Annotated in this window: 15 protein-coding genes; 13 read left to right on the top strand and 2 right to left on the bottom strand. The window is 37.2% G+C overall.

Annotated features, from left to right (window positions below):
* Positions 1-47 precede the first annotated feature (47 nt).
* The 9 genes from BMW39_RS18600 to BMW39_RS18560 all read left to right on the top strand — a co-directional run bounded on the left by BMW39_RS18600 (position 48) and on the right by BMW39_RS18560 (position 7743).
* Positions 48-2375, top strand: coding sequence for an ATP-dependent helicase (locus tag BMW39_RS18600; RefSeq protein ID WP_034979109.1), 2328 nt, complete (start codon positions 48-50; stop codon positions 2373-2375).
* A 92-nt stretch (positions 2376-2467) separates the two neighbouring features.
* Positions 2468-3136: an ABC transporter ATP-binding protein gene (locus tag BMW39_RS18595; RefSeq protein WP_034979113.1), complete on the top strand. Its 669-nt coding sequence runs from the start codon at positions 2468-2470 to the stop codon at positions 3134-3136.
* 18 nt (positions 3137-3154) lie between these two features.
* Positions 3155-3715 (top strand): hypothetical protein, encoded by a 561-nt coding sequence (locus tag BMW39_RS18590; RefSeq protein WP_034979116.1) that lies wholly within the window; start codon positions 3155-3157, stop codon positions 3713-3715.
* A 51-nt stretch (positions 3716-3766) separates the two neighbouring features.
* Positions 3767-4366, top strand: a complete 600-nt coding sequence (locus BMW39_RS18585) for a murein L,D-transpeptidase catalytic domain-containing protein (protein ID WP_086045792.1) — start codon at positions 3767-3769, stop codon at positions 4364-4366.
* A 16-nt stretch (positions 4367-4382) separates the two neighbouring features.
* Positions 4383-5000, top strand: a complete 618-nt coding sequence (locus tag BMW39_RS18580; protein WP_034979121.1) for a hypothetical protein — start codon at positions 4383-4385, stop codon at positions 4998-5000.
* Between the two features lie 18 nt (positions 5001-5018).
* The gene (gene radC / locus BMW39_RS18575) at positions 5019-5696 is read left to right on the top strand and encodes a RadC family protein (protein ID WP_034968242.1); all 678 of its coding nucleotides are present in this window, start codon (positions 5019-5021) and stop codon (positions 5694-5696) included.
* On the top strand, positions 5696-6577 hold the full coding sequence (locus tag BMW39_RS18570; protein WP_034979124.1) for a hypothetical protein: 882 nt from the start codon (positions 5696-5698) through the stop codon (positions 6575-6577). Before radC ends, BMW39_RS18570 begins: the two co-directional genes overlap by 1 nt.
* Before the next feature lie 21 nt (positions 6578-6598).
* Positions 6599-7108 carry a DUF7935 family protein gene (locus tag BMW39_RS18565; protein WP_034979129.1) on the top strand — a complete coding sequence of 170 codons (510 nt, stop codon included), beginning with the start codon at positions 6599-6601 and terminating at the stop codon, positions 7106-7108.
* Between the two features lie 14 nt (positions 7109-7122).
* On the top strand, positions 7123-7743 hold the full coding sequence (locus tag BMW39_RS18560; RefSeq protein ID WP_034979132.1) for an inorganic pyrophosphatase: 621 nt from the start codon (positions 7123-7125) through the stop codon (positions 7741-7743).
* A gap of 227 nt (positions 7744-7970) precedes the next feature.
* Here the strand turns inward: BMW39_RS18560 and mgtE are convergent, their stop codons facing one another.
* A complete protein-coding gene (gene mgtE / locus BMW39_RS18555; protein ID WP_034979135.1) occupies positions 7971-9290 on the bottom strand; it encodes a magnesium transporter in 1320 nt (439 codons plus the stop codon).
* A gap of 100 nt (positions 9291-9390) precedes the next feature.
* Entirely contained in the window at positions 9391-9945 is a 555-nt protein-coding gene (locus tag BMW39_RS18550) for a hypothetical protein (protein ID WP_034979138.1), read from the bottom strand.
* A 132-nt stretch (positions 9946-10077) separates the two neighbouring features.
* Here BMW39_RS18550 and polA point away from each other — a divergent pair, with 132 nt between their 5' ends.
* Genes polA through BMW39_RS18530 form a run of 4 tightly spaced genes read left to right on the top strand, consistent with a single transcriptional unit; the run spans position 10078 to position 13958 of the window.
* Positions 10078-12912 (top strand): DNA polymerase I, encoded by a 2835-nt coding sequence (polA, locus tag BMW39_RS18545; RefSeq protein ID WP_034979141.1) that lies wholly within the window; start codon positions 10078-10080, stop codon positions 12910-12912.
* Between the two features lie 47 nt (positions 12913-12959).
* On the top strand, positions 12960-13229 hold the full coding sequence (locus tag BMW39_RS18540; protein WP_034979144.1) for a YciI family protein: 270 nt from the start codon (positions 12960-12962) through the stop codon (positions 13227-13229).
* A 12-nt stretch (positions 13230-13241) separates the two neighbouring features.
* A complete protein-coding gene (locus BMW39_RS18535; RefSeq protein ID WP_034979147.1) occupies positions 13242-13592 on the top strand; it encodes a bleomycin resistance protein in 351 nt (116 codons plus the stop codon).
* 18 nt (positions 13593-13610) lie between these two features.
* Positions 13611-13958, top strand: a complete 348-nt coding sequence (locus BMW39_RS18530) for an SdpI family protein (RefSeq protein WP_034979150.1) — start codon at positions 13611-13613, stop codon at positions 13956-13958.
* Positions 13959-13974: the final 16 nt, after the last annotated feature.

Genomic DNA, 13974 nt, shown 5'->3' with positions numbered 1-13974 from the left:
TTGCATAAAAAACGCTATTTTTGTTATCTTAAAATTTCGAGAATAGAATGGATTATCTGAAAGGATTGAATGAGCCTCAGCTAGAGGCAGTTACCACATTACAAGGACCGTTGATGGTTTTGGCAGGCGCAGGTTCTGGCAAGACCCGAGTTCTCACGATGCGGATTGCCCATCTGATAAAAAATGGAGTAGACCCTTTCAATATTTTGTCGTTGACGTTTACCAACAAAGCGGCGAAGGAAATGAAGGAGCGTATCGCAAAAGTCGTAGGTCCAAGTGATGCCAAGTCGCTCTGGATGGGAACTTTTCACTCGGTTTTTGCAAGGATTTTGAGAAGCGAAGGTCACCATCTCGGCTATCCGTCCAACTTCACGATTTACGATATGCAGGACGCGCTGAATGTGATGAAGAAGGTCATCAAAGATTTGAACATCGATTCAGATATTTATAAAGCGAAGAAAGTACTTTCGAGGATTTCTCAGTATAAAAATAATCTCATCACGGTTAACGCTTATTTCAACAATCCGGAATTGATGGAAGCCGATGAAAAGGCGAATATGAAATTGATTGGCGAGATTTATAAAAAATATGTCGAAGCCTGTTTCCGAAATGGTGCGATGGATTTTGATGATTTGTTATTGAAAACCAATGAATTATTGACGAGATTTCCAGAAGTTCTAGCAAAATATCAAGACCGATTCCGATACATTTTGGTGGATGAGTACCAAGATACGAATCACTCTCAGTATTTGATTGTCAAGGCTTTGGCTTCAAAATTTGAAAATATTTGCGTGGTTGGAGACGATGCACAATCCATTTACTCTTTCCGTGGCGCGAATATTTACAACATTTTGAATTTCAAAAAAGATTATCCCGATGCAGTCACGGTTTCATTGGAACAAAATTATCGTTCGACGCAAAATATCGTGGACGCGGCGAATGTTGTGATTTCCAAAAATTTACAGCAGTTCAAGAAAAATGTTTTCAGTGAAAATGAAGTCGGGGAAAAGATAAAAGTTTACCGAAGCCTTTCTGATGCAGACGAGGCCAACTTTGTCTCTGCCAATATTTTCGAGAAACACAATACGCAACAACGCCATTTCTCGGATTTTGCGATTCTTTACAGAACCAATTCTCAAACCAGAGCATTTGAAGATGCGTTGAGAAAAAAGAATATTCCGTATCGTGTTTATGGCGGATTATCTTTCTACCAAAGGAAAGAAGTAAAAGATTTGTTGGCTTACCTAAGACTTTTGGTCAATGAAAATGACTCTGAAGCTTTGGCCAGAATCATCAATTTTCCAGCGAGAGGAATTGGAGAAACGACTCAAAATAAATTGATTGTTTTTGCAGATTCTCAGAATGTTCCGACAACGCAGGTTTTGGATAATCTCGGATTCTATGCGCCACAATTAGGCTTGAATAATGGAATTCTAACAAAACTCGGAGATTTCTGGGCGATGATAAAAGCCTTTCAAGTGATGTTGAAAACCGATAACGTTTACGATGTCGCAATGGAAGTTGCGAAACGAAGCGGACTCATCAAATTACTGAAAGAAGACCAAACGCCGGAAGGCATTTCAAGAGTCGAGAACATTCAGGAATTGCTGAATTCGATGCAAGGTTTTATCGAGGAACAAATTCAGATTGAAGACGGCGACCCAAGTTTGTCCAATTTTATGGAAAATATAGCGTTGTCCTCTGATACTCAAAATGATAAAGACGATGATACGAACAAAGTTTCGTTGATGACGATTCACTTGTCAAAAGGTTTGGAATTCCCTGTGGTTCACTTGGTTGGATTGGAAGAAAATCTTTTTCCGAGTTTTATGAGTTCGTCCACCAGAGAAGAATTGGAGGAAGAAAGACGTTTGTTCTACGTTGCCTTGACGAGAGCCGAGAAGGAAGTTTTCTTCACGTACGCCGTTTCCAGATTCCAATGGGGAAAAATTACCGATGCAGAACCGTCAAGATTCCTAAGCGAAATCGATTCAAAATATATTGAATTAATCAATCCTTTGAATGAGTTGAAATTCATCAACCGTTCCGGAATCGACTCCAATATCTTCGATGATACGCCTTCAGAACCTCGATTTTTCAAAAAGAAAGAGGAAAAGAAAACGCTGGAAAGAAATATCAATGCGCCAGTTCCGAAACAATTGAAACCGGTTGCAACGGCAAAAATCATCAATCCTACTGGGCAATCTTCGCAAGATATTGAAGTAGGAGACAACGTGAGACACGACCGTTTTGGCGTTGGTACCGTCGAGTTTCTGGACGGAACAGACCCTCAAAACATCAAAGCAAAAGTAATTTTCAAAAATGAAGGCGAGAAAAATCTTATCCTGAAATTTGCTAAATTGACCAAAATATAGATATTAGATTTTTAGATGTTAGAAGTTAGACTTTTAATACAGATTTAATTAAAAAAGCCAAAAGCAATTCGCTACAAGCCAAAAGCAAAATTATGATTCGAGCAAAAAACATACATAAATTCTACGGAACTCTGGAAGTTCTGAAAGGCGTTGACATCACGATAAAAGCAGGAGAAGTCGTTTCCATTGTTGGAGAATCGGGCGCGGGAAAATCTACGCTTCTTCAGATTTTAGGAACCTTGGACAATCCGTCCGACCCAGATAAATACGGGACAGATATCGCTTTAGATGGCAACAGTTTTCTTAAAATGAAAGACCGTGAATTGTCTAAATTCAGGAACAAGAATATTGGTTTCGTGTTTCAAAATCACCAGTTGTTGCCGGAGTTTACAGCTTTGGAAAATGTTCTTTTACCATCCAGAATTGGTGGAATTTCTGAAAAAGAAGTGTTGGAAAAAGCACATTCATTATTCGAAGATTTGAATATCGCCAGCCGATTACATCACAAACCATCTCAACTTTCAGGCGGTGAATCTCAACGAGTTGCGGTTGCGAGAGCTTTGATTAATTCGCCTAAAATCATCTACGCAGACGAACCAACTGGAAATCTGGATTCCAAAAATGCAGATGCACTTCATCAATTATTTTTTGATTTGCGGGACAAATATCATCAGACTTTTGTGATTGTGACGCACAATTCTGTTTTGGCGGAAAGTACGGATAGGAAGTTGGTAATGAAGGATGGGCAGATTGTTTTGTAGATATTCAATTGATAGTTTGTGAAAAGAATTCTTAAACTTATACTGTTATTTATTCTTATTATTTCTGTTTTAGGAGCACTTTACTTTGTTTCAAAATGGAACAAAATAAGTTATGATGAGAATATAAATAAATCAAAAGGTATTAAAATTCTTGACAAAAAAATATTTCAGAATTTTTTTATAAATTCTGAATCAGCAAAAATAAAAACTGATTTTGCGCTATTTGAAAATAAAAGTGATACTGTAAGTTCTAATTTTAATTCTACCTTAAACCCCAAATATCCAAATCTTCTAATTTTAAGATTCAACAGTGGAGACGGTTTTTCGGGCATAAACATTAACGTTTTGAAGTATAAAAACTATTTTTACACAACAGCAGAATCATATACAGATGGTGTTTCTACTTCTGATTTTTTAGAATCAGAAGCATATATTATTAAACGACAGAAATTGACTTTAAACAAATCAAATTATAAAAAAGGAGATAGTATTTATGGCAAAATTGAATTAGAAATAAAATTTACACCTAATGATTCTATTTATAATGCGAAAGGATATTTTAAAAGTCTAATCGAATAACATCAATATTATTTTTTAGAAATTCCCGTTTAGTTTGGTAAACACATTCTTTTGAAATCATTTTTACTTTTAATTTTCTCACTTCTCCTTATTTCCTGCGAAGTCAAATCTCAGGAAAATCAATCCATTCAATCCGCAAATCCTGAAGCGAAAATTTCTCAGAAAATAGCAGATTTAAAAGACTTTATCAAAAAATCAAATTACAATTCGGAGAAAGCTTTTTTAATTGATTTCTCAATCTCGTCTTCCAAATTCAGATTTTTTGTAGTGGATTTGAAATCGATGACAATTATCCAAAAAGCGTTGGTTTCGCACGGCGACGGTTCGGAAGATGGAAAAGTAAATGGAACTATAAAGTTTAGCAACAAAGATGGTTCGCATTGTTCGTCTTTAGGAAAATACATCGTTGAAGAAAAATACAAAGGAAAATTCGGGATGTCTTATCGGTTGACCGGGCTTGATGAAACCAATAGCAATGCGAGAAGTAGAGCCATTGTTTTGCACAGATTGAGTTGCGTTCCGGATGTGGAGCAGAAAGACGAGATTTGTTTAAGTTTCGGTTGCCCGATGGTTTCTGATAATTTCTTTAAAATTTTGGAGCAACATATTGATAAGTCCGACAAAAAAATATTAATTTACGCTTATAATTAATTTATGTATTTAAAATTTGAAGCATAAAAAACTAAAATTACTATTATTAGTCTGGACAATAATTCTTTTAATAAATTATTATTGGACACCATATTTTGTGTTGCCATTTGTTTGGCTTCTAACTGTTGGAGCTTTAATAATTTTTATTTTAAACCAAATTTTTAAATTTTATAATGAACGGAAAAATATTTCTAAAGCTAGAATTTTAAATATTGTTGTACTATCTCTTTTGTTGTTTCTTACGTTTTACAGATTTTATGAGATACCAAATAGAGGCATTGAAAAAATTGATTGGTTGGTTCTTAAAAATAAACGTAATGAGATTGTAGGAAGAATCAAAAAAGGAGAATTAAAGCCTAATGTGAAATGGAATAATGGTATTTGTGAACTACCATTTGAATTTCCTATTATTTCTAATGGTGGAAATGATGTTTGGATTTTTAAAAGTGAAAAAAACTCCAATCAAAAAACGGTGAAATTTTTTATCTTTAGAAATTTCTTTGATTCCCCATCGACCTACTTAATATACACTGATGATTCTGAGCAAATGAAATATTATGAAGGTAAAATTAAAAATAATCCTAAGGACAATTGGAAGATTGAACAAAACTGGTACAGGATTAATGGATATTAAACAATTTAACCAAAAACCTTGAACCTAAAATCCCTTGCGGAAGACGACCGCCCAAGAGAAAAATTCCTATTGAAGGGGAAATCGGCAGTTTCAGATTCGGAGCTGTTGGCCATCATTATGGGAAGCGGAAATCGGGATGAATCTGCAGTGGAATTGGCAAGAAGGATTTTAAATTCAGTCGAAAACAATTGGCATCGGCTCAGTCAATTATCAATCAAAGACTTGACAAAATTCAAAGGTGTTGGCGAGGCAAAAGCCATTTCTATTGCCACAGCCTTGGAAATTGGGAATAGAAAGTCTCAACAAGAAGTTTTGGAAAGACAGCAAATCAGCAGTAGCAAAGATGCCTTCGAGATTTTGCAACCACATCTGTCGGATTTGCAAACGGAAGAATTTTGGGCGATTTTCCTCAATCATCAAAACAAAATCTTATACAAAACCTGCCTTTTCCGAGGCGGAATCGCGAGTTCTGTTGCTGATGTTCGTGTGGTTTTCAAAACGGCTTTGGAACATTTTTCCACTCAAATTATCGTAGCTCACAATCATCCTGCTGGCAGTTTGAAACCGAGCAAGGAAGATATCAACATCACTCAGAAAATTAAAGACGCAGGAAAATTGCTGGACATCGATTTGCTGGACCACTTGATTCTGACGCAAAATAATTATTATAGTTTTAAAGACGAAGGGATTTTATAATGATAGAAAGAGTTAAGTATCAAGATATTGATTTCAAAAAATACAACAATTGCATAGAAAATTCTGCCCAGAAAAATTTCTACTGTGAAAAAGAAACGCTCGATTTTTTGAGTAAAAACTGGGAACTTTTGGTTTTTGGTGATTACGAAGCTGTGATGCCGATTCCGTTTGTGAAAAAGACTTTTTTTAAATTGGTTTTGATGCCTTTGTTCTGTCAGCAATTGGGGATTTTCGGGAAGTCTGATAAAGTCATCAATGAAAAATTCCTAAAGTTTTTAAAAACCAATTACAACGTTATCAATTATAGTTTCAATTTCCACAATGACTTTGAAACCGAACTCGTTACCAAGAAAAATTTCTATCTTCCAGTTCAGGAATACGCTTTTCTCAGACGCAAAAAATATTTCAAAGGAAGAAAATCCACTGTGAAGACCGCGCAATATCTTGAGTTCAGAGAAGTATTCGCGCAAAAAGATATTTTGGAATTCATCAGAAATAATTTCAAAGGTTTGGAAAAGGAGAGTGATATGGATTTTTTCATTCAATATCTTCTGTTTCTAGACGCGAAAAAGCAATTGAAAATGTTCGGAAGTTATTATGAAGAAAATTTAACAAACGTCGCAGTTTTGATTAATAATGAAAACTATTTCTCGCTTCTCGGACTTTTGAATAACGAACCTCTGAAAAACCATAATGGCGCATCTTTCTTGATAGACAGGATCTTAGATTTGAATATCGAAACCAAAGCCTTCAATTTCATGGGCGGAAGCATCCGTGGCATCGAGGTTTTCTTCAAAAGTTTTGGGTCCGATCTGCAAGAATATCATGTGATTCAAAATTCCAAGAAAGATATCATCAAAAATTGGCTAAAATTTTCTTAATTTTGCAGTCCGATTTTAGATATGTTTGATTCAGAATATTTTCCCTACGCTGCTGCGATGATCATTGCTTTGCCATTTTTGGTTTTTGCAAGACAGTTCGTGCATGGCTTTATGAAGCTCAAAAAACAGGAAATCAATTTTCTGGCCACCAAAACCAACAGCGAGATCAAACTGCAGGCTTTAGAAAGAATGACACTTTTTCTAGAACGTCTGAAACCGTCAAATCTCGTGATGAAATTTGATAAAAACCTTCAGCCACACGAATTTATCTTCCTTACCGAAAAAAACATCATCGAGGAATTTGAGTACAATGCTTCTCAGCAATTATATATTTCCAAATCCTCCTGGCAGGACATTATCACCAGTAAAAATAACATTCTTCAAAGTCTTCGCAAAACCTACGAGGAAATGAATGAGAACTCAAAACTGGAAGATTTCAAAACCGTTTTCCTGATGAGCTACCTCAATTCTGAAGATTATATTTCCGACACGATCGAGAATCTTAGAAAAGAACTTAACAAAATAATATAAACACTAAAAAATACATGATTCCAAACTTTAAAGCCCATCCGTGGCACGGGATTTCAGCTGGAGACAATTCTCCGGAGATTGTAAACGTTTTCGTAGAGATCGTTCCTACAGACACCATCAAATATGAAGTTGACAAAGAAAGTGGCTACCTGAAAGTAGATCGTCCACAAAAATTCTCCAACATCATCCCGGCAATGTACGGTTTTGTGCCAAGAACATATTGCGAAGAAGAAGTAAAGAATCTTGCCGTAGCAACTGGCGCAACAGACGTTACAGAAGGTGATCACGATCCTTTGGACATCTGCGTTTTGAGCTCACACAACTTCACGTCTGGTAACATCCTTTTGCAAGCGATACCGATCGGAGGTTTCCAAATGATCGACAAAGGTGAGGCAGATGACAAGATCATCGCAGTTTTGGTGGAAGATCAGGTTTATGGCCACATCAGAGACATTTCTGAGTTGCCAACTGCAGAGGTTAACCGTCTTTTGCACTACTTCCTAAGCTACAAAAACTTACCAACTGAGCCTGCAAAAGTGAAGATCGATCTGATCTACGGCGCAGACCAAGCTAAGAAAGTGGTCCTTGCATCTCAAAAAGATTACACAGACAATTTCGTTGACAAATTGAAATAAAAATAAGTCATATCAATTACAAATGCCATCTTTTCTAAGGTGGCATTTTTGTTTGTTGCTAAATATTTGGGCGCCTTTATCCGTCTTCCGTTCCCAATCTTTTTGCCATCGCTTTTCCAGCCGCAAAAAAGGATTTCCACTCAAGCCGGGGCGCGCTTCGCCTAGATTGAAGATTTGTCGATATTAGAATGTCACAGTCAGTGAAGTCGAAATGTTTGTGAAAGTATTTAAAGAAGTTTTCCTGTCAGAAATAATCCGGCAACAGAGAAATAGATAATCAAACCGGTAACATCCACAAGCGTTGCCACAAACGGAGCCGAAGAAGTTGCAGGATCCAGCTTCAGTTTTTTGAGGACAAATGGAACCATAGATCCAGAGATAGTTCCCCAAAGTACGATGAGCATTAGAGAAATTCCGATACTCAATCCTACGAAAGCCCAATGTTCGCCGTAGTCGAAAAGTCCGACTTTCTGCCAAAAAGCGATCCGCATAAATCCAATAATACCTAGGATACTTCCCAGAAAAAGCCCGGTGAAGATTTCCTTTTTCATCACGTACCACCAATCTTTCAGACCAATTTCCTGAAGAGCCATTGCTCTAATGATAAGTGTTGCAGCCTGAGAACCCGTGTTTCCACCACTCGAAATGATCAATGGAACAAACAAAGCCAGAACGACCGCTTTTTGAATTTCATCTTCAAAATAACCCATCGCAGAAGCGGTCAACATTTCGGAGAAGAAAAGTACGATCAGCCAGAATCCACGTTTTTTTACCATTTCAAAAATGGAAGTTTGCGTGTAAGGCATATCCAATGCGTCCAAACCTCCAAACTTCTGGATATCTTCGGTATTCTGAGATTCGATCTGATCTAGGATATCATCAATTGTTACAATTCCCACCAAGACACCATTTTCTGTGATGATTGGTAAAGCACTTCGGTCATATTTTTCAAAATATGGAACCGCATCTTCTTTGGAAGTTGTCGTTTTGATAGCTACAAAATGGTCATCGGTCAGTTCAGAGATAAGTTGCTCTTCGTCCGCCAATAGAAGAGAACCGATTGTGATGTCATCGATCAAAATATTCTTTTCATCAACAACATAGAGGAAGTTAAGTGTTTCCACTTTTTTTCCCACTTTTTTGATTTGCTGCAAACAACGTTTTACCGTCCATTCTTTACGGATCTGAACGTAATAAGGCGTCATCAATCGCGCAATGGAATCAGCTTCGTAACCTAAAAGTTTTAAAGCCACACGTCTTTCCTGCGGATTTAAAAGATTGATCGATGATTTGATCAATTCATCCGGAAAATCCTCAAACAATTGGGTTCTGTCATCGGGTGACATTTCGTTCAAGATGTCAGAAACCTCGTGGCTCGCAATGCTTCTAATCGTTTCTTCCTGGAAATCAGGATCCAAGTGCGAAAAAACGTCCGCTTTCTCGGACTTGGGTAATTTCAGAAATTGCAACAGACGTTCTTTCACTGGCAATTTGCTCAGTGATTCTGCGACGTCGGCTGGATTTAATATGATTTCTGGATTCTCGATCGTTTAGAATTTTGCATTGCAAAAGTATTAAAATCTGAAAGAATTCCTTTAGAAATAGATTAATATAATGTGAATAAAACTGCTTTTTTTGAAGAAAATTCTAGTTCGTCAGTTCTTTGTGGATTTTTCTGATCGCACCTTTGGTTCCTATGATCACAGAATTAGATGCAGAACCAAGCAATCTGCCGTTGCCTTTGTACGTATCGTACGAAGTTTCCATAATAAAATGGCCTTTGGAATCGTAAAGTTTCATACTCACAATCACCTGATTTGAAAAGACATATTTCCCAAATCCCACCTTGAAATATTTAACTTTTGGGATGATGGCAACATCGGCGTTGTTGTTTTCGCAGATCTCTTTCACGGTCTTGCTATCGACATCATCGAAGGAAATTGGGGTGTCAACCTGTAGATACTTGATATTTCCAAGAGATTTCATCTTGTCAGACGTTGCGCTGTAGAAGGCTGTGTAGGTTGGTTCTTTGATCTCATTGATATCCGGAAAAACTTCTGGATTGAAATAGAGAACGGTTTTTACTTTCGAAACTTTGAACTCTTTATTTTTGTAAATCAAGGCGTCACCATAATTTGCACAGGAAATCAGGAGGCTTGACAGATAGAAAGTTAGAAAAGGAGAGCGTAGATATTTTTTCATTTGTTTTTTGCAAAATTACAATGATTTTTCAATAATTCAATATGAATTTTAAGATTTTTTTAACAGAATTTGACAAGTGTATTTTTCGGTGTTTCAATCATTAATCATCACAAAATTCTTACTTTTGTTTTTATGACTTCAACAGACAAAAGATTATATCTGATAGATGCGTACGCGATGATTTTTCGCGGTTATTTTGCATTCATCAAAAACCCTAGGATCACGACAAAAGGTATCAATACTTCTGCCATTTTTGGTTTCACGAATTCTTTGATCGAATTAATAAAGCGCGATCGCCCAACACATTTGGCTGTGGTCTTCGATGTTGGGAGAACAAACGTCCGCCACGATGATTATGCAGAATATAAAGCCAATCGTCTGGAAACTCCAGAACCAATTCTTTTGGCAAAACCTTTTATCAATGATATTTTGAATGCAATGCACATTCCAATTTTGGGAGTAGAAGGTTATGAAGCAGATGATGTCATCGGAACGATTGCCTGCAAAGCTGAGAAACAAGGCTACAATGTTTTTATGGTAACGCCTGACAAGGATTTTGCACAATTGGTGACAGATAAGATAAAAATCTACAAACCAAGTATGAAGGGTAGCGATATCGAGATCCTTGGTGTTGAAGAGATCAAAGCCAAATATGAGATCAACGACCCAAAACAGATCATCGATTATCTTGGAATGATGGGTGATGCGGTGGATAATATTCCAGGTTTGGATGGTGTGGGCGACAAAACAGCTAGAAAATTCATTCAGGAATTTGGGTCGATGGAAAATCTTTTGGCCAATACACACGCGTTGAAAGGAAAAATGAAGGAGAAAGTAGAAGCCAGCGCAGAACGTGGACTTCTGTCTAAGAAATTAGCAACCATTATTTGTGATGCGCCAATCGAATTTATCGAAGAACAATATGATCTCGATATGCCTGATTTTGATAAGGTCAAAGAGATTTTTGACGAATTGGAATTCCGAAGATTGTACGAAAATCTTTACCGCGCATTTTCAAACAAAGAATATGTGGAGGAATTGATGGAAGTTGAAAATCCAAATGACGGAAAAGTTGAAACTTCCAATGCACCGAATAAAAACGGAATGATGGATATGTTTGCCACTTTCGAACAGCTGGATCAGGCAACCACCACAAAATCCAATATTGAAGGCAACGACCATCTTTATCAATTTATCCATGATCCGAAAGCGCAGAGAATTCTTTTAAACAATCTGCTTAAGCAAAAAGCGGTTTGTTTTGATACGGAAACCACTTCGCTTAATGAACTGGAAGCGGAATTGATCGGGATGAGTTTTTCTTACAAAAAAGGATTGGCTTATTACATTCCAATCACTGAAAATAGGGAAGAAGCGCAGGAAACGATTGAGCTTTTCCGACCATTTTTCGAAGCCGAAGATGTTTTGAAAATTGCGCATAATCTGAAGTATGATGCTAAAGTTCTTCAGAATTATAATATTGATGTTAAAGGCAAGATCTTTGACACCATGATCGCGCATTACCTTCTGAATCCCGATGGCAGACACGGAATGGATTATCTCTCGGAAATGTACCTCGATTACAAACCGGTTTCCATCGAATCACTCATCGGTAAAAAAGGGAAAAACCAATTGACGCTTCGTGAAGTGGATATCGAAACGCAAACGGCTTATGCTGCAGAAGATGCGGATGTGACTTTTCAATTATATGAATTGTTTGCGCCACAATTGGCCAAAGAAAATCTGGAAGAATTGTTCTACAATGTAGAAATGCCTTTGATGCGCGTTCTTGCGAAGATAGAATTAACCGGTGTAAAACTCGATAACAATTGGTTGGCGCAGGAAAGTATCGACCTTGAAAATGACCTTCGCGTTTTAGAATCCAAAATTTTCGAATTGTCTGGAGAAAACTTCAATATGAACTCTCCAAAACAGCTGGGCGAAATCCTTTTTGATAAAATGCAGTTGGATCCGAAAGCTAAAAAAACTAAAACCGGACAATATGCAACTTCGGAAGATGTCCTTCAAAAATTGTCTTCGAAGCACGAGATCATTGCTTCGATTTTGGAGTACAGAACGTTACAGAAATTGAAATCAACTTATGTTGATGCGTTACCAAGTCAAATCGATAAAAAAGATGAACGCGTTCACACGACTTTTGCGCAGACAGTCGCTGCAACAGGACGTTTAGCAAGTGTCAATCCGAATCTTCAAAATATCCCGATCAGAACTTTGAGAGGACAACAGATCCGTGGTGCTTTTGTTGCTGACGAAGGAAAAAAGATCATCTCCGCCGATTATTCTCAAATTGAATTAAGACTAATTGCTGAAATTTCTGGCGAACAAAATATGATCGCTGCTTTCCAAAACAACGAAGATATTCACGTTTCCACTGCGGCGAAGTTGTTTGATATTCCTTTGGAAGAAGTGACCAAAACCCAAAGAGGTCAGGCGAAAACGGTCAATTTCGGAATCATTTATGGTCAGGGTGCTTTTGCCTTAGCCGAACAAACCGGACTTTCCAGAACCGAGGCAAAGAAGATGATTGATTCTTATTATGAGTCTTATCCGCGTTTGAAAGAATATATGGCAGAGCAGGTCAAGAAGGCTCAGGATTTAGGTTACGTCCAAACGATTCTTGGTAGAAAACGCCATTTGAAAGATATCAATTCCAGCAATTTCGTGGTAAAAGCCCACGCCGAAAGAAACGCTGTAAATGCGCCAATCCAAGGAAGCGCCGCCGATATTATCAAATTAGCGATGATAAAAATTGATGAAGAATTAGAAGCTCAAAACCTTCAGACCAAAATGCTCTTGCAGGTTCACGATGAATTGCTCTTCGAAGCGCCGATTGATGAAGTAGATGTTGCGATGTCATTAATTAAAAAAGAAATGGAATCGGCTTTTGTGACGACGGTTCCATTGCTGGTGGAAGTTGGTGTTGGGAATAACTGGTTGGAAGCGCATTAATTAGATTAATAATTTTTATATTTATTAAAATCAAAAAAACATACAATATGAAAGCAGTAGTATTTTACGAACACAACACTGAGAAATCGATGGATGAATTTATGGCCGTTTTTCCACGCCACGAAGTGTTGGAAGAAGAGTTCATCAAATCTGGGAAAGTTTTGGGAACAGGCGCTTTTGCTAATCCTAGAGAAGGTGCGATGGCAATCTTCATCAACAAAGAGGCTGCAGAAGAGTTTGTGAATGGTGACCCTTTTGTACAGGAAGGTTTGATCGCGAAAGTGACCATCAGAGAATGGAATGACGAATTAGCTTAAATATTCAGCACTATGATCTCATTGATTATTCCCAAACTTCCTTTTATTAATAAGGAGAAAACGCTTGATTATTATAAGAATTTAGGTTTCGAACTGGTGGCCGACCACGGCGATTATCTGATCACAAAATATCAGGATTTGGAGATCCACTTTTTCAGCTTTGAAACGTTGATTCCTGAAAAATCGGATTTTATGATCTATCTCAGGATTGAAAATGAGATCGAAAAATTTTATCAAAAACTTCAGGATCAAGGCATTGAAATCCATCCCAACGGAAAATTGGAAACAAAACCTTGGCAGATGAAAGAGTTTTCGCTAATCGACCCAAGCGGAACATTGTTGACCTTTGGAGAAAAGATTTAACTTTTAAAATCAAAAAATATGGCTGATAATGAGAATTACGTTACAATTATTCTGGGATCGATATTTGTGATCACAGGTTTGATCATGTATTATTTTCCACCAAAGAAGATCAATTATCTGTACGGCTACAGGACCAAAAACTCTATGAAAAATTTGGAGCGTTGGACGTTTGCACAAAGGTATTCTGCAAAATTGATGATGTGGTGCGGCGTTGTATTAGTGATCTCGGGAATTGCTGGTTTTATTTTAAAATTAAATCCTAACATCATGAAAATCGTTGGTCTCGTGGAACTTATCATTCTCGTCATCTTTCTCTTTATCAAAACGGAAACCGATATTAATAGAAAATTTGGTAAAACAGTGTAACAATCGCTTTGTATCA

Source organism: Epilithonimonas lactis, from assembly GCF_900110605.1.
Lineage (GTDB): Bacteria > Bacteroidota > Bacteroidia > Flavobacteriales > Weeksellaceae > Epilithonimonas > Epilithonimonas lactis.
This window is presented reverse-complemented; position numbering and strand designations above follow the sequence as displayed.

Coding starts and splice junctions, on each gene's coding strand:
- polA (WP_034979141.1), top strand. CDS start 10,078: ATGACTTCAACAGACAAAAGATTATATCTGATAGATGCGTACGCGATG.
- BMW39_RS18570 (WP_034979124.1), top strand. CDS start 5,696: ATGATAGAAAGAGTTAAGTATCAAGATATTGATTTCAAAAAATACAAC.
- BMW39_RS18535 (WP_034979147.1), top strand. CDS start 13,242: ATGATCTCATTGATTATTCCCAAACTTCCTTTTATTAATAAGGAGAAA.
- BMW39_RS18560 (WP_034979132.1), top strand. CDS start 7,123: ATGATTCCAAACTTTAAAGCCCATCCGTGGCACGGGATTTCAGCTGGA.
- BMW39_RS18595 (WP_034979113.1), top strand. CDS start 2,468: ATGATTCGAGCAAAAAACATACATAAATTCTACGGAACTCTGGAAGTT.
- BMW39_RS18565 (WP_034979129.1), top strand. CDS start 6,599: ATGTTTGATTCAGAATATTTTCCCTACGCTGCTGCGATGATCATTGCT.
- BMW39_RS18550 (WP_034979138.1), bottom strand. CDS start 9,945: ATGAAAAAATATCTACGCTCTCCTTTTCTAACTTTCTATCTGTCAAGC.
- BMW39_RS18530 (WP_034979150.1), top strand. CDS start 13,611: ATGGCTGATAATGAGAATTACGTTACAATTATTCTGGGATCGATATTT.
- BMW39_RS18540 (WP_034979144.1), top strand. CDS start 12,960: ATGAAAGCAGTAGTATTTTACGAACACAACACTGAGAAATCGATGGAT.
- BMW39_RS18600 (WP_034979109.1), top strand. CDS start 48: ATGGATTATCTGAAAGGATTGAATGAGCCTCAGCTAGAGGCAGTTACC.